16 protein-coding genes are annotated in these 20904 nt (G+C 54.0%); 10 read left to right on the forward strand and 6 right to left on the reverse strand.

Annotated elements, in window-relative coordinates; genetic code table 11:
• The first annotated feature begins 214 nt into the window (after positions 1 to 214).
• The 7 genes from EP25_RS0110975 (at position 215) to EP25_RS0111005 (ending at position 8638) form a co-directional block, all read left to right on the forward strand.
• Complete coding sequence (locus EP25_RS0110975; protein ID WP_031433925.1) at positions 215 to 868, forward strand: PspA/IM30 family protein; 654 nt, start codon at positions 215 to 217, stop codon at positions 866 to 868.
• A gap of 18 nt (positions 869 to 886) precedes the next feature.
• Positions 887 to 2197: a hypothetical protein gene (locus tag EP25_RS0110980; protein ID WP_031433926.1), complete on the forward strand. Its 1311-nt coding sequence runs from the start codon at positions 887 to 889 to the stop codon at positions 2195 to 2197.
• Between the two features lie 176 nt (positions 2198 to 2373).
• Positions 2374 to 6291 (forward strand): DUF3683 domain-containing protein, encoded by a 3918-nt coding sequence (locus EP25_RS0110985; RefSeq protein ID WP_031433927.1) that lies wholly within the window; start codon positions 2374 to 2376, stop codon positions 6289 to 6291.
• Positions 6292 to 6302: 11 nt separating this feature from the next.
• Positions 6303 to 6803, forward strand: coding sequence for a hypothetical protein (locus tag EP25_RS0110990; protein WP_051906577.1), 501 nt, complete (start codon positions 6303 to 6305; stop codon positions 6801 to 6803).
• A 145-nt stretch (positions 6804 to 6948) separates the two neighbouring features.
• Positions 6949 to 7539 (forward strand): EF-hand domain-containing protein, encoded by a 591-nt coding sequence (locus EP25_RS0110995; protein WP_031433929.1) that lies wholly within the window; start codon positions 6949 to 6951, stop codon positions 7537 to 7539.
• 3 nt (positions 7540 to 7542) lie between these two features.
• Positions 7543 to 8121, forward strand: coding sequence for a sigma-70 family RNA polymerase sigma factor (locus EP25_RS0111000; RefSeq protein WP_036300469.1), 579 nt, complete (start codon positions 7543 to 7545; stop codon positions 8119 to 8121).
• The gene (locus EP25_RS0111005; protein ID WP_031433931.1) at positions 8108 to 8638 is read left to right on the forward strand and encodes a hypothetical protein; all 531 of its coding nucleotides are present in this window, start codon (positions 8108 to 8110) and stop codon (positions 8636 to 8638) included. The genes EP25_RS0111000 and EP25_RS0111005 overlap by 14 nt, the downstream gene beginning before the upstream one ends.
• A gap of 61 nt (positions 8639 to 8699) precedes the next feature.
• Here the strand turns inward: EP25_RS0111005 and apbC are convergent, their stop codons facing one another.
• Positions 8700 to 9791: an iron-sulfur cluster carrier protein ApbC gene (gene apbC, locus EP25_RS0111010; protein ID WP_031433932.1), complete on the reverse strand. Its 1092-nt coding sequence runs from the start codon at positions 9789 to 9791 to the stop codon at positions 8700 to 8702.
• A 170-nt stretch (positions 9792 to 9961) separates the two neighbouring features.
• On the opposite strand from apbC, the gene metG reads away from it, so the two are divergent.
• The 3 genes from metG (at position 9962) to rsxB (ending at position 14494) form a co-directional block, all read left to right on the forward strand.
• Positions 9962 to 11980 (forward strand): methionine--tRNA ligase, encoded by a 2019-nt coding sequence (metG, locus tag EP25_RS0111020; RefSeq protein WP_031433934.1) that lies wholly within the window; start codon positions 9962 to 9964, stop codon positions 11978 to 11980.
• Between the two features lie 262 nt (positions 11981 to 12242).
• Complete coding sequence (gene hcp / locus EP25_RS0111025; protein ID WP_031433935.1) at positions 12243 to 13919, forward strand: hydroxylamine reductase; 1677 nt, start codon at positions 12243 to 12245, stop codon at positions 13917 to 13919.
• 8 nt (positions 13920 to 13927) lie between these two features.
• Positions 13928 to 14494 (forward strand): electron transport complex subunit RsxB, encoded by a 567-nt coding sequence (gene rsxB / locus EP25_RS0111030; RefSeq protein ID WP_031433936.1) that lies wholly within the window; start codon positions 13928 to 13930, stop codon positions 14492 to 14494.
• A 194-nt stretch (positions 14495 to 14688) separates the two neighbouring features.
• On the opposite strand, the gene EP25_RS0111035 is transcribed toward rsxB, so the two are convergent.
• The 5 genes from EP25_RS0111035 to EP25_RS0111055 form a co-directional block, all read right to left on the reverse strand.
• A complete protein-coding gene (locus EP25_RS0111035) occupies positions 14689 to 16404 on the reverse strand; it encodes a monovalent cation:proton antiporter-2 (CPA2) family protein (RefSeq protein ID WP_031433937.1) in 1716 nt (571 codons plus the stop codon).
• Positions 16405 to 16699: 295 nt separating this feature from the next.
• Positions 16700 to 18055 (reverse strand): magnesium transporter, encoded by a 1356-nt coding sequence (gene mgtE, locus EP25_RS0111040; RefSeq protein ID WP_051906579.1) that lies wholly within the window; start codon positions 18053 to 18055, stop codon positions 16700 to 16702.
• A gap of 98 nt (positions 18056 to 18153) precedes the next feature.
• Positions 18154 to 19011 carry an RNase adapter RapZ gene (gene rapZ, locus EP25_RS0111045; RefSeq protein ID WP_031433939.1) on the reverse strand — a complete coding sequence of 286 codons (858 nt, stop codon included), beginning with the start codon at positions 19009 to 19011 and terminating at the stop codon, positions 18154 to 18156.
• A gap of 110 nt (positions 19012 to 19121) precedes the next feature.
• Positions 19122 to 19412, reverse strand: a complete 291-nt coding sequence (hpf, locus tag EP25_RS0111050) for a ribosome hibernation-promoting factor, HPF/YfiA family (RefSeq protein ID WP_031433940.1) — start codon at positions 19410 to 19412, stop codon at positions 19122 to 19124.
• A gap of 43 nt (positions 19413 to 19455) precedes the next feature.
• Entirely contained in the window at positions 19456 to 20892 is a 1437-nt protein-coding gene (locus tag EP25_RS0111055) for an RNA polymerase factor sigma-54 (protein ID WP_031433941.1), read from the reverse strand.
• Between the last annotated feature and the right edge of the window lie 12 nt (positions 20893 to 20904).

A 20904-nucleotide genomic window follows, 5' to 3' on the forward strand; every position in this document is an offset into this window, starting at 1 on the left:
TCCCCGCTACATGTGTCGGCGCAGGAGAAGAATCGCCACCTAAAGCCGCACATAAATCATACATTTTTTGCTTATCATGTCTGCATTTTCTGCCTATTTATTTTTACCCACTATGGCCAAATAAGAACATCTCATTGATTTTATTAAGATATTAAACTTGGCCCGGCTCTTGCCATAGCGAAAATGAATAAACACTTAACAAAGGAGCATCGCTATGAACAGTTTCAAACGCTTATTCGTCAGCATCAAAAGCCAAATCGACCATGTCGCCGACGAATTTGAAAATCACGAAGCCCTGGCGGAAACCGCGATCGGCGATTTACAGGAAATCGCCCGCAAAACCCGTCTGCATTTGCATCGTGTCGACAAGATGACCGAACAATATCAAAAACAATTACAGAAACAACAGGAACAGGCCCGCTTATGGTCGGAACGGGCGCTCAAGATCAAGCAACAAGACGAGCAAAAAGCCTTGCAATGCGTCAGACGCTTGCGTCAGGCCCAACGACAAAGCCACGCCCTGGAACAACAAATTCAGGAAGCCAAGACTCAGGCAGCCAAAATCCGCGACGACCTGAGCGCCATCCAGGAACAGCTGTTGGTCTTGAAAAACAAAAAGGAAATTTTAGCGGCCCGGCAACATCGCACCAGCGTCCACGATGTTTTATTGGACAGACAAGCCAACCCGCTGCGCGACGCGCAGTCGATTTTCGACCGCTGGGAAGGCTCGGTGGTCAGCTCGGAATTCGATCTTCCGGAAACAATCGATAGCGACATTTTCGCCGAGCAATTCGAGCAGGAAGAAGATGAACTGGCATTGAAGATGATGCTGGATGAATTGGAAAAAACCGATTCAGCTACAAAATAACAACAACGGGAGACAGCCATGTATGCCAACGAATTCGACCTCCAAACAGGCCATGTGACGGAGGAAAACACCACGAACGACAGCTTGACGAAAAAAATTACCGCCTATTTACGCTGGGTCGGCTCGATCTTGATCATCGTCTCGGCGATCAGCTTCATGCTGCAAGGCCATGACGAGATTTTACCCGCCTATCGTTATTGGATCGGCCTGGGCCTAACTTTATTACTGTGCGGCGGCGGCCTGGTCTGCGCTTATCTATTCCACGAAACCAAGGGCGCCCGCATCTTCTTCGGCCTTGGCGCCGCCTTCCTGCCGGTGCAGGTATCGCAAGTGAGCGCGATGATTTATGCCTATTGGCACGGACAGGCTGCACTGCAACCGCAATACCGCTGGCTGCAGTTCATGGATGTCAGCCCTGCAATCATCGCGCTGGATTTAGTGACCACCGGCGCGTTATTGCTCTTGGTCAGCTACGCCAGTTACGCGATGTTGGCGCGCAAACACTTGAAGACGTTATTGTGGGCCTTTCTGGTCGGCAATCTCTTGTTGCTGCTGCCATTACGCGATGCGACCGCCATAGCTATCGTCATTGCCGGCCTGTTTGTGTTTCTGAGACAAACCGAGCAACGCTTGCATAACGACAGCAGCATGCGATTGCCGGAAGGCATGGCGGCCAGAGCGCTGATTACCCTGCCGCTTTGGATCATCGTCGGCCGCAGCCTGTTACACCCGACTTCCTCCTTATTGGCGATCGTGCTATCGGCCGTTGTCGTCGCCTACGGCATTTTCGACATCAAGCGTTATACGCAATCGACGTTGCTCGTTTATAGCGGCCAATGGCTAGGGACCTGTGCCGCCGCCGCTATCTGGCTCATGGTTCTGGACCAATTCGCCGTCGACGCCGGCTCCCAATTGAGCGCGTTGTTGCCGATCGCGGCAATCCTGTTCGCCCTATCCGGCAAGGTCGAATTTCACGCCCGGCTTTACCGCTCGGCCAGCTCGACACTGGCGGTCATATTGAGTTACGCGGCCTTACTGGACCAGCAAACGCTGGCGCCGATATTCGCGATCGCCACAGGCATTCTGTTAACCGTCGCCGGCATTCGCCACCGCGAAAAAATCCCGTTTTTCGCTGGCAACCTGTGTGTCGTCGGCGGTTTGATGTTTTATTGGGAATATGCGGTCGATATCTACGCCACCTCGCCCTGGATCAGCTCGATAGCCTTGGGACTGTCGGTCATTCTGCTGGCATCTTATATGGAAAACAAAGAGAAACAAATCATTGCCAAATCGCGTTATTATTTCAAGGAATTGAAACATTGGGATTGACTCGAAAAGTGGCGGCCTCTTGCTGCGCAAAGGGTTTGTTAGTTGGCCCGCGATTTACCTCCTTGCCGACAACGGCCGCCAGGCCGGGGCCGCGCCCCGGCCCACACGGCTTTTGCGGTTTTTCCCTGCCGTGACGAATGCTACAATAACGACTTTAAAACACGCCATTACAGGGTATGTCAGTGGACGCAGAGACCCCTCCGACTTTTTCCGATGCGCCGCCGGTACGGCTGCGTGAAATTCCCTATAACTATACCTCTTTTTCCGACCGCGAAATCGTCATCCGCATGCTGGGCGAGGAAAATTGGCAGGTCCTAGAGTCGCTACGTAGCGAACGGATAACCGGCCGCTCCGCACGCATGTTGTTCGAAGTGTTGGGCGATATCTGGGCGGTACAACGCAATCCCTATCTGGAAGACGATTTGCTCGACAACCGCAAGCGCCGCCGCGCCTTGTTGAAGGCGATGCGCCACCGCCTGCGCCAAATCGAAAAGCGACACGACGAATATGAACAGGAGTACCCCGACCGCGCCCGGCGTGTCGCCTTGTTGATCGAAGCGGCCCAGCAAGCCGTAAACGCTTTCGAGGCGCACTTCGACCGGACCCGGGAGATGCGCCGCAAGACGCAGGCTCTGCTATCGAAACATACCCGCAAGGACAATATTTGTTTCGACGGTTTCGCCCGTGTCTCCCATGTCACCGACGCCACCGACTGGCGAGTGGAATATCCCTTCGTCGTGCTCTATCCGGCCAATGAAAAGGAAGTCGCCCACCTGGTGCGCGACTGCATCAAGTTGGGCCTAACCATTATTCCGCGCGGAGGCGGTACGGGTTATACCGGCGGCGCGGTGCCGTTGACGCCGTTTTCCGCCGTGATCAATACCGAAAAATTGACCGATATAGGTCCGATCGAATACGAAACCGAGTTGCCTGGCATCGAGCAGACCTACACCACAATCCAGACCGGCGCCGGCGTCGTAACACGGCGGGTCATGGATGTCGCCGACAATGCCGGCCTGGTGTTCGCCTGCGACCCAACATCGGCCGACGCTTCCTGCATCGGCGGCAACATAGCGATGAACGCCGGCGGCAAGAAGGCTGTCCTGTGGGGAACGGCGCTGGACAACCTGGCGTCCTGGCGCATGGTCATGCCGGACGGCAACTGGCTGGAAGTCGAACGACTGAATCACAATCTCGGCAAGATTCACGACCAGGAACGAGTCAGTTTCTCGTTAAAACGCTACGATCGCAAACGCAAGCAACTGCTCGCGGAAGAACGCATCGACATGCCCGGCGCGCATTTCCGCAAGGGAGAACTGGGCAAGGACGTCACCGACAAGTTTCTCGGCGGCCTGCCGGGTATCCAAAAAGAAGGCTGCGACGGCATCATCACGTCGGCGCGCTGGATCTTGCACAAGATGCCGGCGCATACCCGAACCTTTTGCCTGGAATTCTTCGGCCAAGTGCGCGAAGCGGTGCCGGCCATCGTTGAAATCCGCGATTACCTGGCCTCCCTGCCGAAACAAGGCCCGGCCCGGGTCATGCTGGCGGGGCTGGAACATCTAGACGAGCGTTATGTCAAGGCCGTCGGCTACGCCAGCAAAGCCAAGCACCGCGGCCGGCCGAAGATGGTGTTGCTCGGCGACATCGTCGGCGACGACGAACACCAGGTCGCCTTGGCCGCCTCGGAAGTCGTGCGCCTGTGCAATGCCCGTGACGCCGAAGGCTTCATCGCCGTCAGCCCGGAGGCGCGCAAAACCTTTTGGCTGGACCGCGCCCGCACCGCCGCCATCGCCAAGCATACCAACGCCTTCAAGATCAACGAGGACGTCGTCATTCCACTGCCGCGCATGGGCGATTATTGCGACGGCATCGAGCGTATCAATATCGAACTGTCGCTGCGCAATAAACTGCGCCTGTGCGACGCGATGGTCGAATTGCTGGAAGGCGAGTTGCCGCTGCGCGCCTACGATGAAAGCGTGGACAAGGACGAATTGATCGGCGACCGCCGTGGCCAAGCCTTGGCCGACGTCGCCCAAGTCCGCGAACGCTGGCAGTGGCTGTACGACAATCTCGACTTGCCGTTACCGCAAGCCGAGGAACAATTCAATCGCTTAGGAATCAGTTTCACCGAACTGACCAATCGCGCCAACCGCCCGACGCTGTTTCACCGACTCCAGGACCGATCCGTGCGGGTATCGTGGAAACAGGAGTTATTGCCGAGATTACAAGAGATTTTCGAAGGGGATCATTTTCGTCCGGTGCTCGAAAAGATAGAGGCGGTGCACAAAGAGATTCTGCGCGGCCGCGTGTTCGTCGCGTTGCACATGCATGCCGGCGACGGCAACGTGCATACCAATCTACCGGTCAATTCCGATCATTACGAGATGCTGCGGGAAGCCAACGAAGCGGTGGCGCGCATCATGGCCTTGGCCCGTTCCCTGGACGGTGTTATTTCCGGCGAACATGGCATCGGCATTACCAAGTACGAATTTCTCGACCCGGCCGAATTGGCGGACTTCCATGCCTACAAGCAACGCGTCGACCCGGAAAACCGCTTCAATAGCGGCAAACTGATGCCGGGCGCCGATCTCCGCGCGGCCTACACCACATCGTTCAGCCTGATGGGCTATGAGTCGCTGATCATGCAACAAAGCGACATCGGCGCGATCTCGGAGTCGGTCAAGGACTGCCTGCGCTGCGGCAAATGCAAACCGGTCTGCAGCACCCATGTCCCCGGCGCCAATCTGCTGTATTCGCCGCGTAATAAAATCCTCGCCACCTCGCTGTTGATCGAAGCCTTTCTCTACGAGGAACAAACCCGGCGCGGCATCTCCATCACCCATTGGAAGGAATTCGAGGACGTCTCCGACCATTGCACGGTCTGCCATAAATGCTTCAACCCCTGCCCCGTCGACATCGATTTCGGCGATGTGTCAATGAACATGCGCAATCTGCTGCGCAAGATGGGCAAGCAAAGCTTCAACCCGATCAAAACGGCGGCGATCGCCTTCTTGTCCACCGGCCGCCCGAGTAGCGTCAAACTGATGCGCAAGCTGTTGATAGAGTGGTCTTATAAAGGCCAGCGCCTGGGCAGTCTCTTTCTGCGGCCCTGGGGCAAGGCCCAGCTCAAGCAACCGCCGTCATCGACCGGCAAGCCGGAAATGCGCGAATATGTCGTGCATTTCACCAACCGCAAAATGCCGGGCAAACTGCCGAATAAAACGGCCAGGGCCTTATTGGGCGTCGAGAGCGACCAAATCGTACCGATCATCCGTGACCGCGCCAAGACTCGCAGCGATTCCGAGGCGGTATTTTATTTTCCCGGTTGCGGCTCCGAGCGCCTGTTCTCGCAAGTGGGGCTGGCCACCCAGGCCATGTTGTACGAGATCGGCGTGCAGACGGTACTGCCGCCCGGTTATCTGTGCTGCGGCTTCCCGCAGCGCGCCGCCGGCCAGTTCGAGGAAGCGCAGCAAATCAGCACCGACAATCGCGTGCTATTTCACCGCGTCGCCAATACCCTGAACTATCTTGACATTAAGACCGTCGTCGTCAGTTGCGGCACCTGTTACGATCAGTTGATCGATTACGAATTCGACAAGATTTTCCCAGGTTGCCGCATGCTCGACATCCACGAATATCTGTTGGAAAAGGGCGTCAAACTGAACGGTGTCAGCGGCCAACGCTATCTGTATCACGACCCATGTCACACGCCGATGAAACAACAGGACCCGTTGAAGACCGTCAACAGTCTGATCGGCACGACCATCAACAAATCCGACCGTTGTTGCGGCGAATCGGGCACGCTAGCGGTCGGAAGGCCGGATATTTCCACCCAGGTGCGTTACCGCAAGGAAATCGAACTGCAGGACGGCAGCGCCAAATTGCGCGCCGACGGTTATAACGGCTCAGTCAAAGTGCTGACTTCCTGCCCGTCCTGTTTGCAGGGACTGCAGCGTTATCAAGGCGAGGTGGACAAGCTGGAAGCCGATTACATCGTGGTCGAGATCGCCAAGCATGTGCTGGGCAAGAACTGGATGAAAGACTATATCAAAAAAGCCTCAAAAGGCGGCATCGAGCGGATCTTGGTATAGAGGACACAATCATGCCGGGATTTAGATTTGTTTTTCTCGGCTTATTTTTGTCAATGGCTTCCCCTTCACGCGCCGGCCAATTGGCCGATTTTCGCAGTGACGGTTGTTCTTTGTTCCCGGACGGCACGCCGATGCAGCAGGACCTGTGGTGCGAATGCTGCATCGCCCACGACATCGCCTATTGGCAAGGCGGCAGCCGCAGGCAAAAACAACAGGCCGACCGTGCCTTGCGCGATTGCGTGGCGAAAAAAACCGATAACCAACTACTGGCCGAAACCATGAATTACGGCGTTGCCTTAGGCGGCTCCCCGGTATTCCCTACCTGGTACCGCTGGGGTTACGGCTGGCGCTATGGCCGCGGATTCCGCTCGCTAACTCGCTTTGAAAAGCAACAAGTAACCGAAAAGTTACAGCATTACCGCCTATTGATTCCGCAATCGCCCTGTACTATCGAACATCCGCTTGAACCCATCATCAGGGAAGGAATGAGGCAATGGCTACCGCAAGATTAATCCTTACCAATACAAAATTGTCACGAAACTCTTAACTCGATTCGTCACTGAAAAAAATTCGTTCATCCTCCGACGGTTTTTCGCTGCCGATCCGTTATAACGGTAACAGTGTTGTTATTTTCATCAATCCAATCGGAGTAAGACCATGAACAAATATTTAATGCCATTGATCGTCGTCCCCCTGGTGTTGAGCCAAACTGTCGCGGCAGAACAAGACACCCGTCCCCAAGGCGGCAGACACCCGCATTTTCTGAAACTGTTCGACAGCAACAACGACGGCCAGGTGACCGAGGAAGAATTCAACAACGCCATGCAACAACGCTACGACCAAATGGACAGCGATAAAAATGGCAGCGTCAGTACCGAGGAATTCAAACAACACGCGGCCGAACACCAAAAAAAATGGCAAAATAAGAAGCACGGCAAAATGGATAGCGACCGCGATGGCAATGTCAGCAAACAAGAGTTTATCGATAGGGCCGTGAAGCGGGCCGAACGCCGTTTCGCTAAGCTCGATAAAAATCAGGACGGCGTGCTGAGCGAGGAGGAGAATTTTCAGCGTCATCAGATGAAAGAACGCAAGCTGCTGAACAAAATGGACAAAAACAATGACGGTCAGATCAGCCGCGAGGAACATGCGCAAATGGCGCAACGCTGGTTCGAAAAACTGGACGCCAACAACGACAAGGTGGTTAGCGGCGACGAATTGAAAGGTTTTCGCCATCCGCGAAAATAAGACATGACCGGCTACAGGCAGAGCGGTGACAACGCGCTGATGGCGCTGATCGCCCAAGGCGATAGACAGGCTTTCGGCGAGTTGATGCACCGCCATCTGCCGGCGGTGGTCAATTTCAGCAAACAGTATCTTCCGCAGGAAGCGGAAGACATTTGCCAGGAAGCGTTTCTCCGGCTTTGGAACAAGGCCCCGGACTGGCAAGACCAGGGATTTTCCCCCAAGGCATGGCTGATGCGGGTCAGTTATAACCTGTGCATCGACGAGCTGCGCAAACGCAAAGCCGATGCCCTGGAGGATCGGGACATGCAATTATCGGATATACGCAGTTCCGGAGAACGTCAGCTCGCGGCCCAATCTGACTTGAGGCAACAAATGTTGGCCTTGCAAACCTTGCCCGAAAGGCAGCGCAGCGCGATCACCTTATGCGCCTATAGCGGCCTGAATAATAAGGAGGCCGCAGAAGTATTGAATATCAGCGTCGATGCGCTGGAGTCACTGCTGGCCCGAGGCCGCAGGACATTGAAAAAAGCGTTTAGCGAGAGCACCGGCTACGCAAGCGGAGATTACCATGATTACGATTGAAAGAGCGCGACAAATTATCGAGTGCTACGGCGGCAACCCGAACCGATGGCCGGAGACCGAACGGGCGGCGATGCAACGATTGTTATCAAACCATCAAGATTTACAGGAACTGCAACGCCAGGCAATGCAGCTGGATGAGCGACTGCTGGAATTGTTTACTGTTCAGGAAGATACAAACCACGAAACGTTGGCCGATCAAATACTGGCAAACCTGCCGGATCGCACAGCAACCGAACCAGAACCTACTCTCCGTCCGCTGAAAAATTTAACCAACCTTCTGCCGTCACTGTTCAACCGGCCAATGCCGGCCTGGTCCCTGGCCGGCGCCGCCTTGGTAATGCTACTGGCATTAGGCGTGGTGCAATTCGGCCGACAACAGGCCTCTCACGAGCCACAATTGGCAAACGGGGAAAACCCCTGGCTATTAATGGCCGAAACGCTGGATAATTCCGCCGACCTGGAACTGCTCGCGGTATTGGAGCCAGAATTAGCCGAGGACGATTTGGATATTTTGTAACAATAAATAACAGTCCTCCCTGAGTTCTAACGACTTAGGGAGGGAATTTTTCTAATGCCTCTCAAGAATTCTGAATCACGATATTCGGAAATTTAGTGCTGTAATCCTTGGCTTTTAGCGCCAGCCGCGCCGCCATTTTTCTGGCGATGGAACGGTAAATCTCGGCCGGCCGGCCGTCGGGGTCCGCTACGACCGTCGGCCGTCCGGAGTCGGCGAATTTGCGGATGTTGATGTCCAGCGGCAGAGATCCCAACAATTCGACGTTGTTTTTCGCCGCCATCGCCGCGCCGCCGCCTTCGCCGAAGATCGCTTCTTCGTGGCCGCAGTTGCTGCAAATATGGATGCTCATATTTTCCACCAAGCCCAATACCGGCACGTTGACCTTGTTGAACATCGACAGACCGCGCTGGGCGTCTATCAGGGCGATGTCCTGCGGCGTCGTGACGATGACCGCGCCGCTGACCGGGATCTGCTGAGCCAACGTCAGTTGAACGTCTCCGGTGCCTGGCGGCAGGTCGATAATCAGATAGTCGACATCGCTCCAATTGGTATCTTTCAACAATTGTTGCAGAGCGTTGGTCACCATCGGTCCGCGCCAGATCATGGCCTGGTCTTGATCGATCAGATAGCCGATGGAATTGGTTTGCACGCCGTAGGATATTTTCGGCATCATGGTCTTGCCGTCTTCGCTGGCCGGATAGCCGGACAAGCCCATCATGGTGGGAATGCTGGGGCCGTAAATGTCGGCATCCAACAAGCCGACCTTGGCGCCTTCGGCCGCCAGGGCCAACGCCAGGTTGACTGAAGTAGTCGACTTGCCGACCCCGCCCTTGCCGGAAGCCACGGCAATGATATTTTTAACGTTCGGTAATGGCTTCAAGGCCTGCTGCACGGCATGGGCGACGATATTGACCCTCACTTCGACAGCCACCTTACCGACACCGTCCAATTGTCGCAACGTCTCCTCGACCGCCGCCCGGCATTCTGCCAGATAACTTTTAGCCGGATAGCCCAGTTCGATACTTACCTGAACGTCCGCTCCGTCGACAGTAATGTTTTTGACGGATTTGGCGGACACCAGATCGGTGCCAACATTGGGGTCGATGAAGGTTTTAAGCAGATTTTCCACATCCGCCTTGACGATTTCTGGCATGAATAACTCCGATTTGAAAAGAAATAAAAACCTAGTATTTATCTCTGGATATAATGGCTCAACCCGCGGATATCAAGTGAACAAACCATTTGATGTCCAAGATCATGAAATTCAGGTGATTATATGCAATAATTACCGGTTCGTTTTTATCATGCTAACCAACTATTTTCATGTCTGATAGAAAAATTCTTGTTACCAGCGCCTTACCCTACGCCAACGGCCCGATACATTTAGGCCACCTGGTCGAATATATCCAGACTGACATCTGGGTGCGCTTTCAAAAACAGCGCGGCCATCAATGTTACTACGTTTGCGCCGACGACACCCACGGCACGCCGATCATGCTGCGCGCCGACCGCGAAGGCATCACGCCGGAACAACTGATTGCCAAAGTTGAACAAGAACACCGCGCCGATTTCGACGAGTTCGGCGTCGCCTTCGATAACTACCACAGTACCCATTCGGCGGAAAACAAGGAGCTATCGGCACTGATTTACCAACGTCTGCGTGACGGCGGCCATATCAGCAAGCGCACCATTACCCAGGCCTACGACCCGGTCAAGAACATGTTTTTGCCGGACCGCTTCATCAAAGGCGAATGCCCAAAATGCGGCGCGCAGGAGCAATACGGCGACAGTTGCGAGGCCTGCGGCGCGACCTATGCCCCGACCGAGCTGAAAAACGCCGTTTCGGTCGTCTCCGGCGAGAAACCGATCGAAAAAGACTCGGAACATTACTTCTTCAACCTGGCGGACTTTACCGCCTTGCTGGAAGACTGGACCAAGGCCGGCCACCTGCAAGCCGAAGTCTGCAACAAGATGGCAGAATGGCTGGAACACGGACTACAGCAATGGGATATTTCCCGCGACGCGCCTTATTTCGGTTTCGAGATCCCCGATGCGCCGGGCAAGTATTTTTATGTTTGGCTGGATGCGCCGATCGGCTATATGGCCAGCTTCAAGCACCTGTGCGACAAACTCGACCTGAATTTCGACGAATTCTGGAGCAAGGACAGCGACGCCGAGCTCTATCACTTCATCGGCAAGGACATCATTTATTTCCATGCTCTGTTCTGGCCTGCCATGCTCAGCGGCGCCGACTTCCGAACCCCGAGTGCGATCTTCGCTCATGGTTTCCTGACCGTCAACGGCGAAAAGATGTCCAAATCGCGCGGCACCTTCATCAAGGCCCGCACTTATTTGGACCATCTGAATCCGGAATATCTGCGTTATTATTTCGCCGCCAAGCTCGGCGCCGGAGTCGAGGATATCGACCTAAACTTCGACGACTTCACTCAGCGCGTCAATTCCGACCTGGTCGGCAAGGTGGTCAACATTGCCAGTCGCTGCAGCGGCTTCATCAGCAAACGCTTCGACGGCAGGTTATCGGCGAATTGCGCCGAGCCGGAACTGTTCCAGCAATTCGTCGACGCCAACGCAAGCATCGCCGAGCTCTACGAAAAACGCGAATTCGGCAAGGCGATGCGCGAAATCATGGCATTGGCCGACAAGGCCAATCAGTATATCGACGAGAAAAAACCTTGGGTCATCGCCAAGGAAGAAGGCCGCGACGGCGAGCTGCATGATATCTGCTCGATGGGCCTGAATTTGTTCCGGCTGTTGGCCGCCTACTTGAAACCGGTGATCCCTACACTGGCTGAAAATGCCGAGGATTTCTTGAATATCGCGCCGCAGGCCTGGCCGTCCGACGTTAAGCCCTTGCTCGACCATGCCATCAATAAATTCAAACCGCTGATGACCCGCGTCGAAGCGGACAAAATCGACGCGATCATCGAGGCCTCCAAGGAAAATCTGGAAAAAGAAGCGCCGCTGCAAAAAGCAAAGAAATGCGAACCGATCGCCGAGACCATCGAGTTCGACGATTTCGCCAAGATCGACCTGCGTATCGCCAGGATCGTCAAGGCCGAGCACGTCGAGGGCGCCGACAAGCTGCTGCAACTGACCGTCGATATCGGCGACGAAACCCGCAACATTTTCGCCGGCATCAAATCCGCCTATGCCCCGGAGGATTTGCAGGGCAAGTTGACCGTCGTCGTCGCCAATCTGAAACCGCGCAAGATGCGCTTCGGCCTGTCCGAGGGCATGGTGCTGGCTGCGGGCCCGGGCGGCAAGGACTTGTGGATATTGAGTCCCGAGGAAGGCGCGCAGCCGGGGATGCGGGTTAAATAAATTGAATTTTGTAGGTTAGGTTGGTTTTTGCCTCAAGGATACAAGAACGCATTGTACCCCCCTTGACGGCGAAAATGTCGGATTACGGCTAACGCCTAATCCAACCTACGATATGGGGAACGATTGGGAAAAGTTGTGAAGGATGTGCCGAGCGAACGCGAAGCGCATCATGTCGGGACCGCTGCGGCGCAGCAAAACCCGGGATATTCGCCCCCGCCACGGAACTGGGATCGATTAGAAAAAAGCATTAGAGAGATAAAAAATGTTTTGCTATCACTGTCAAGAAGCCAAGAAAAACAAGGTCTGCGACACGGCCGGCATTTGCGGCAAAAAAGCCAATGTTGCGAGCTTGCAAGACTTGTTGATGTTCAGCTTGAAAGGCCTCGCCTATTACTGTACCCGGGCGGAGACATTTGAGTTGGTCAGTGATAAGACCGATCGCTTCATGGCCAAGGCGTTGTTTTCCATGGTCACCAACGTCAATTTCGACCCGGCCGATTTCGTCGGTTTGATCGACGAAGCGGTCAGACGGCGCGACTCGATCCGCAAAAAATTCCTGGCGGCTTACAAGCTGAGACACGGCGAGGAATTCAACGAAGCGTTGCCGGAAGAAGCCAGTTGGCATTACGACGCCATCGACGAAAAAGCCTTCACGGCCAAAGGGGAAACGGTCGGCGTCGAAAAAGACCTGGAGAAACTGGACCCGGATGTGCACGCGCTGCAGGAATGCTTGCTTTATGGCGTCAAAGGGCTAGGCTCCTTGGCCGTGCACGCACAGGAGATGAACGTCGAAGAGACGGAACAATACCGCTTCATGCATCAGGTGCTGAACTTCACGCTGGCGCTGAACAATTCGCTGGAAGACGTGATGCAAATGCTATTGCGCTGCGGCGAACTTGGCCTCGCGGCGATGGGGCGACTAAACCAGGCCAATAGCGACCGATTCGGCGACCCGGAGCCGACCACGGTTTATCTGGACACCTGGGACAGGCCCGGCATTCTAGTCTCCGGCCACGATCTGCACGACATAGAAGACCTATTGGAGCAGACCGCCGGCACCGGCGTCGACGTCTATACCCACGGCGAAGCGATCGCCGCCCACGCCTATCCGGCGCTGAAGAAATATTTCAATCTGGTCGCCAACTACGGCAACGCCTGGCAAGACCAGAAAACCGAATTCCCCAAATTCAACGGCCCGATTCTGGTCACGACCAACAGCATCCAGCAGCCGAAAAAAACCTATCAGGACAAGTTGTTCAGCACCGGTATGGTCGGCTGGCCCGACGTCACTCATATCCCGGACCGCAAACCAGGACAACGCAAAGACTTCAGCGCGCTGATCGAACTGGCCAAACAAAGCGAACCGCCGACACCATTGGCCGACGGCACGACCACCACCGGCTACGGCATCAAGTCGCTCTGCGCGCTGAGCGACTCTATCGCCGAGGCGATCAAGGCGGAAAAAATCAAACGCATCATCGTTCTGGCCGGCTGCGACGGCCGCCATAAGGAACGCCGCTATTACAGCGAACTGGCCGATTCGTTGCCGGAAGACGCGCTCATCGTCACAGCCGGCGACACCAAGTACCGCTTCCACCAGAAAGATTTTGGCCGCATCGGCGATATTCCGCGCTTTCTCGACGCCGGCCAAAGCAACGACTTCCATGGCATCATCGTATTCCTGCAACAACTGCAGCAAAAACTCGATTCAAGCGAACTGCAGCACCTGCCGGTCTCGTTCAACATCGCCTGGTACGAACAAAAAACCATCCTGATGATGCTGGCGCTGTTCGCGTTGAATTTCAAGAACGTCCGGGTCGGCCCGACCCTGCCGCCGTTCTTCACGCCGAAAATATTGGAAATGTTGGGCGATAACTACGGCTTGAAGGGCATCGATAGCGCCGAAAACGATGTCGCGGCGATGATGGCCGGAGAATAAGCAACGCCATGACGCAACCGTCCGTAGCGGATCAAATCGACGCGCTGTTGCCGCAAACGCAATGCACAAAATGCGGTTATACCGGCTGCCACCCCTACGCGGAGGCGATCGCCGTTGGCGAGGCGGACATCAACCAGTGCCCCCCTGGCGGTGCGGCCGGCATCGCAAAACTGGCTGAACTATTGGGCATCGAGCCGAAGCCGTTAAACCCGGACTATGGCACGGAACAGCCGCGCAAAGTGGCCGTCATTATCGAGCAGGACTGTATCGGTTGCACCAAATGCCTGCCACCTTGCCCGGTCGATGCTATTCTCGGCGCCAACAAGCACATGCACACCGTCATCGAAGCCGAGTGCACCGGTTGCGAACTGTGCATCGCCCCTTGTCCGGTCAATTGCATCGTCATGCAGGAGCCGCTGCATCCCTTCAATTGGGACCGGCAAGCCGCGGACCATGCCCGCAGGCGCCATCAAGCCAAGCAACTGCGCCTGGCAAAACAGGAACAGGAAAAAGCCGAACGCCTGCGGCGGCAGAAGGAGATGTTGGCTAAACTGAAAACCAAAAATCGCGATTAAGCGTCATTTGCTCGCGTAGATTCCTGATCGGATTCCCGCAGAGTATGGGAAGCGTATGAAAGGAAGCGAGCGTGATCAAAGCAACGACCGACATCGAGCTTGGAGAAATTTATTGCGTCGAACATTTCATGCGTACGATTACGCTGCGCTAATCGTACCTATGGTCGTCAAAATGCCGAAACATGATCGGTAAGTTATTTGGTTTCCGAAGGCTCGCTACTCATTTGCTCGCGCAAGCGTTGATAGTAACCATGCCGGTAGTCGTTGAGTAATTGGCTGGTTTTAACCTGATCGACTCCGCTATCGGTCAAGGCCAGCTCCGCCAGACGCAGGCTGGCTTCCAGCGTCTCCGACACCGCCGTATTGGCGCCATGGCTCAACAAGGTTTCGCAATGGCTGCGGCTGCGCCCCCGGGCGTGTATCGGCAAATTCGGATAATTTTGCCGGATCACGGTAACCAGGTTTTCGGCGTGCTCTCTGTTGTCCAACGCTACGATCAGCATACTGGCGCGATCCGCGCCGGCCGCTTTCAAGACTTTCAATTTACTGGCATCGCCGAAAAAAACCGGAAAACCGTTCAGCCGGCCTTCGGTCACCATTTGTTGATTGTAGTCCAGCGCGATATATGACAATTGCGCGTTTTCCATGATCGAGGCGATACGTTTCCCGACGCGGCCGAACCCAGCCAAAATGATGTGGTTTTGCCGGTTTTCGGCGATATTTAGCAAGGGATGATCCGGATGTTTATTGACTTCCAGATACCAGCTCAATTTGTCGCCCAATTTGACCAGTAACGGCGTCAGGATCATGCTGAGAATGATCATCAGCGACAAGATCTGCACCCTAGGCTCGATCAGGACGCCGGAAACCAGCGCCAGGCCGAACAAAACGAATCCGAACTCGCCGGATTGCGATAATAAAAACGCCACTCTCAGGCTAACGAGGTTGCTTAATTTACTGACCCTGCAGAGCAACCAGATCACACCGATTTTGATCAAGATCAACAAGACAACCAGGCCTGCGATCAGTGCGAAATTACCCAGCAATACGCCTACATTCAGGCTCATGCCGACCGACATGAAGAACAGGCCTAATAAAATCCCGCGGAAAGGCTGAATATCGGCCTCGATCTGATGGCGATAATGCGATTCGGCTAGCATCAACCCAGCCAGAAAGGCCCCTAAGGCCATCGACAATCCAGCGATTTCCATCAATTTTCCCGCCCCCAGCACCAACAACACGGCGGCAGCGATAAAAACCTCCGAATTTTGGCTGGCGGCCACTCGGTCGAGAAAGGGGTTTAGCAGATAGCGTCCTGCAATGACAACCAAGGCCACCCCCAATATTGCATTGACCGTGGCGCGTCCGATACTGTCGAAGAGCTCCGCCCCTCCCCCCAGTAACGAAACCATGACCAATAACGGCAACACGGCCAGATCCTGCATCAGCAGCACCGAAAAAGCCGTACGACCGGTGACGCTGGTCAATTCGGCTTTTTCCGACAGAATCTGCAAACCGAAGGCGGTCGATGACAAAGCCAGGCCCATGCCGGCAATCAGCGCCGATCTCAGGGGTAAATCAAGATATAGCCCCGCCAGCGTCAGCAATCCACCGGTCACAAAAATCTGGGCCATTCCCAAGCCGAAAACCCAACGCCGCATGACCCAAAGACGGGCCGGTTTCATCTCTATTCCGATCAGGAACAGTAAAAAAATAACGCCGAATTCGGCAAAATGATAAATATCGTCGACATTATCGATAATCGCCAGTGCCGACGGGCCGAGCACGATGCCGGCAAACAGATATCCCAATACCGAGCCGAGACCGAGATGGTGGAACACTGGCACCGCAATCACCGCAGCGGACAGCAGGGCGAAAATATCAATAAAAACTTGACCGTCGGCGTGCATTATCCAAGGTTCCAATGGTTGAACGAATTTTCATGGTAACGCCAAACCGGTTCCGTTGATAGCACTTCATGGCGAACGATACCGTGACATGAGCAGGGGAATGGCGGTAGATTATACTGTTTGATCGTTCCGACACTCTAAGCGTGAACTTGGGCTTGGACTGCTCTGAAGCAAAGGACGCGGAAACTCCTCGGTAGGGTTCCCATGCGGAACATAGGAACCCTAAGTGTTTACACCCATGCTCCCGACAGCCTAAATCGCCCCGAGGGTATGCGGGGAAACTGCAGACCGGCGGTTACAATAAAAATACCGTCGCCAGTCCCAAAAAGGCCATGAAGCCAATCACATCGGTCACGGTCGTTAACAGCACACCGCCGGCCAATGCCGGATCGATACCCATTTTGTCCAGTATGACCGGGATACTGGCGCCTGCCAATGCCGCGCACACCAGGTTGATGATCATCGCGGCGCCCAACAGCAAGCCCAGACTGACACTCTGGAACCATACTCCGCCAATCAGTGCGACAATAAAGGCCCATAGCATACCGTTGACGGCGCCGACCGCCATTTCCTTGATTAACAGGCGCCCGGCATTGGCGCTGCTGATCTGGCGCAACGCCAGGCCTCGCACGGCCAGCGTCAGCGTCTGGCTACCGGCGATCCCGCCCATGCTGGCAACGATCGGCATCAATACCGCCAACGCCACGATCTCGGCCAAAGTCGCCTCGAACAAGCCGATCACCCAGGAGGCCAGGAAAGCCGTGAATAAGTTGATGCCGAGCCAGACCGCCCGGCGCTTGGCGCTCACCATGACCGGCGCGAACATGTCTTGCTCCTCATCCAGCCCGGCCATGCTCATGATCGAGTGATCGGCTTCCTCGCGGATAATGCCGACTACGTCATCGATCGTGATCCGTCCCATCAAACGGCCGTTTTCGGTCACCACCGGCGCCGACAACATGTCTCGTTGCTCGAACATGATGGCGACATCGTGGGCGGGCATTTGATAAGGAATACTGGTGGCGTTCTTGTCCATCACATCCGCAACCTTGGTATGGCCGTCGTGAGTCAGCAGGGCATTCAGCGACAGCACACCTTGGAAATGATCGGTTCTGTCGACGACGATCAAACTGTCGGTCGCCGGCGGCATATTGCCGCGCTGGCGCAAATAACGTAACACCACATCCAGCGTGACGTCGGCGCGAATAGTCAACACATCCAAAGACATCAAACCGCCGGCGGAATGGTCGTCATAGGCCAACGCCGATTCCAAGCGATTGCGTTGGTGCACGCCGATGGATTCCATGACCTGCGACAACAGCGGTTCCGGTAACACATGCAACAAGTCGACCATATCATCCGATTCCAGGGTGCCCGCCGCCTTGATCAAATCCTTTCGGTCGGTGATCTTAAGCAGTCCTGCCCCGACTTCGGTATGGACCCGCACCAGGATCTCGCCCATGACATTGGGCGGAATCACGGCCCATATTTGGGCTCTCTGTTCCGATTCCAGTGATTCGAGGATATGCGCCGTTTCGGCCGGATAGAGGTTATGGATAAACGTTCTTATTTCGTATTGCGAGCCTTTTTCCAACACGTCCAAGGCGCGATCCAATAGAGTTATTTTCTTTTCTTGCTGTGTTGTTGGCATAATTTTTCGGGTCCTGATTGTTATATGTTTGCATCCACATCATGCCGATACATTGGGTCAATTGGCGACGACATCATCGCTGGCCGAGCAAGCATTGATTACTGCAATTCGCGGTGCCTGACGATAACGTTGTGCGCCGATTGTTGAAAATGCCTGACCAACAAATCGACCAAAAAAACCGAACGGTGCTGGCCGCCGGTGCAACCGATCGCGACCGTCAGGTAACTGCGATTATCCGCTTCGAATCTTGGCGCCCAACGTTCGATGAAGTTTCTGATATCCTGAAAATATTGCTGCACGACTTCTTCAGCCTGCAGAAATTCAATGACCGGCATGTCTTTTCCGGTCAGCCCCCTCAAATCGGCAACCCAGTAGGGATTCGGCAAACTCCGGGCATCGAACATGAAATCGGCTTCCAGTGGTATGCCATGTTTAAATCCGAAGGACAAAAACTGAATCACCATCCTTCGCTGAAGACCTTCTCCCAACTGACTTTTCAGCAAATCTCTCAGTTGATGGTAGTGGGTATGGCTGGTATCGATAATGATATCGGCGCATTTCGCCATCGGCCGCAACATATCCTTCTCCATTCTTAAAGCTTCCTTCAAAGGAATATTAAGATCGGTTAACGGATGTTTACGCCGTGTTTCGCTATAACGCTTAAGCAGTATGTTTTCTTCTGCTTGTAGATAAAGCACATCACATTGGATGCCTTTACTTCTGATATAGTTAAGACTTTCTGAAAAATCAGCCAGTTTTTCGGTCTGGTTTCTGGCATCGATTCCGATCGCGGTTTTGGAACAGATTTTTTTATCGTGCAGCATGACACGGCTGATAAAATCCTTCAATAAGGTAAAAGGAAGATTATCAACACAAAAATAGCCGCAGTCTTCCAGAGTATCCAAGGCGATACTCTTTCCCGAGCCTGACAGTCCGCTGACGATGATGAGTTTCATGGAAGTAAAGCCATAAGGATTGAAGGCAAAAGACTCAAGACAGGAACATCATGGCATTCACTTGAAAAACCACCTTATTCGTGGCCTTTTATCTTTCGCCTTTGTTTTTCCTATCTATGGCTGTTCAGCTTTTCCTTGTGTTTAATGATTTGCCTGTCCAATTTATCGACCATCATGTCGATAGCCGCATACATATCTTCCTGAGTATCTTCAGCAAATAACTTCGCGCCGCTGACCTGGACCGTCGCTTCCGCTTTTTGTTGCAGTTTTTCCACGGTCAAAATCACATGAATGTCGGTCACATTATCGAAATGGCGTTTCAATTTACTGATTTTTTCTTCGACATAATTCCTCAAGGAATCGGTTACGTCTACGTGATGTCCAGTTACACTTACTTGCATGGATTACTCCTAGTTAACAAAATTGTTTTGATAAATAAAACGCCTAAAGAATTCTTTTTCTCTGGCTGGAAGGGGGAATCGACATCGATTCCCGATATTTGGCAATCGTGCGCCGCGCGACATTAATGCCCTTTTCTTTCAATAGCTCGGCTATTTTACTGTCACTCAGCGGTTTCGCCGGTTTTTCACTACTTATTAACTCCTTAATAAAGGCTCGGATCGCAGTCGCCGAACATTCGCCTCCGGCATCGGTCGAGACATGACTGGAGAAAAAGTATTTGAATTCAATTATACCATTGGGCGTATGCATGTATTTCTGCGTGGTCACCCTGGAAATGGTCGATTCGTGCAGCTCCAGCTCCTCGGCAATGTCGCGCAACACCATCGGTTTCATCGCGATCGCGCCATGTTCAAAAAAATCGGTTTGTTTTTCAACAATACTCTTGGCCACCCGGAGCAGGGTGTCGTTTCGGCTATGCAGGCTTTTGATGAACCAGCGCGCTTCCTGCAAATGCTCCTTCATGCTGACATTGTCCTTGCTGTTATCGGCGCGTTTGATCATTCCGGAATAAAGGGGATTGATACGCAATTTCGGCGCGATATCGGGATTCAGGCTTACCACCCATTGGCCTTTGACTTTGCTGACAAAGACATCGGGGACGACGTATTGCGAATCGAAATTTTGCAAGTAAGCGCCCGGCTTCGGATCCATGGTGCGAATCAGCGCGATGATTTGCTTTAATTGATTTTCCGTCACGTCCAGACGCCGCATCAGTTTACTGAGTTCATGCGACGCCAATAAATCCAGGTGATAGCCGACCAATTCCAGTGCTTCTTTTTTAAAGGGGGTATCGTCGGGCAGCTGTTGTAATTGCAATCGCAAACAGTCTCCCAAATCCAACGCGGCGACGCCGACCGGATCGAAATTCTGCACCCGGTGCAACACCGCTTCCACTTCCTCGATATCCAAATCCTCCAGTTGCTCCTGTAACCCTTGAAAAATCTCTTGCAGATCCGTCCCCAAATAACCGTCTTCGTTGATCGAATCGATGATGGCGATGGCGATGGCATGATCCCGTTCGGAAATCGGGCTCATTTCCAGTTGCCACAATAAATGATCCTGTAGCGTTTCCGCTTTGCTACGGAAAGATTCGAACTCGACCGCTTCGCCGGGTTCGCTGCCGGCCGGCAGAGAGGCTTCGTAAACGTCTTCCCAACTGCTGTCCACGGGCAATTCATCGGGGATTTCGGACTGCGAACCTTCGCTGCTAATTTGGTCGCTGATATCGGTTTTACGCTCCTGGCGCTCCTGATCCAGCTGTTCTTCTTCCTCGACCTCGAGCATCATATTCGATTCCAGGGCCTGCTGAATTTCCTGTTGCAAATCCAGCGTCGACAATTGCAGCAATTTGATCGCCTGCTGCAATTGCGGCGTCATGGTCAGATTTTGGCCGATTCGAAGTTGTAATGACTGTTTCATAACTTTCGGACT

Source organism: Methylomarinum vadi, assembly GCF_000733935.1.
In the GTDB taxonomy this organism is placed as follows: Bacteria; Pseudomonadota; Gammaproteobacteria; order Methylococcales; family Methylomonadaceae; genus Methylomarinum; species Methylomarinum vadi.

Coding starts and splice junctions, on each gene's coding strand:
- metG (WP_031433934.1), top strand. CDS start 9,962: ATGTCTGATAGAAAAATTCTTGTTACCAGCGCCTTACCCTACGCCAAC.
- EP25_RS0110985 (WP_031433927.1), top strand. CDS start 2,374: ATGTCAGTGGACGCAGAGACCCCTCCGACTTTTTCCGATGCGCCGCCG.
- EP25_RS0111005 (WP_031433931.1), top strand. CDS start 8,108: ATGATTACGATTGAAAGAGCGCGACAAATTATCGAGTGCTACGGCGGC.
- EP25_RS0111035 (WP_031433937.1), bottom strand. CDS start 16,404: ATGCACGCCGACGGTCAAGTTTTTATTGATATTTTCGCCCTGCTGTCC.
- rsxB (WP_031433936.1), top strand. CDS start 13,928: ATGACGCAACCGTCCGTAGCGGATCAAATCGACGCGCTGTTGCCGCAA.
- hcp (WP_031433935.1), top strand. CDS start 12,243: ATGTTTTGCTATCACTGTCAAGAAGCCAAGAAAAACAAGGTCTGCGAC.
- EP25_RS0111000 (WP_036300469.1), top strand. CDS start 7,543: ATGACCGGCTACAGGCAGAGCGGTGACAACGCGCTGATGGCGCTGATC.
- EP25_RS0110995 (WP_031433929.1), top strand. CDS start 6,949: ATGAACAAATATTTAATGCCATTGATCGTCGTCCCCCTGGTGTTGAGC.
- hpf (WP_031433940.1), bottom strand. CDS start 19,412: ATGCAAGTAAGTGTAACTGGACATCACGTAGACGTAACCGATTCCTTG.
- EP25_RS0110975 (WP_031433925.1), top strand. CDS start 215: ATGAACAGTTTCAAACGCTTATTCGTCAGCATCAAAAGCCAAATCGAC.
- apbC (WP_031433932.1), bottom strand. CDS start 9,791: ATGCCAGAAATCGTCAAGGCGGATGTGGAAAATCTGCTTAAAACCTTC.
- EP25_RS0110980 (WP_031433926.1), top strand. CDS start 887: ATGTATGCCAACGAATTCGACCTCCAAACAGGCCATGTGACGGAGGAA.
- EP25_RS0110990 (WP_051906577.1), top strand. CDS start 6,303: ATGCCGGGATTTAGATTTGTTTTTCTCGGCTTATTTTTGTCAATGGCT.
- EP25_RS0111055 (WP_031433941.1), bottom strand. CDS start 20,892: ATGAAACAGTCATTACAACTTCGAATCGGCCAAAATCTGACCATGACG.
- rapZ (WP_031433939.1), bottom strand. CDS start 19,011: ATGAAACTCATCATCGTCAGCGGACTGTCAGGCTCGGGAAAGAGTATC.
- mgtE (WP_051906579.1), bottom strand. CDS start 18,055: ATGCCAACAACACAGCAAGAAAAGAAAATAACTCTATTGGATCGCGCC.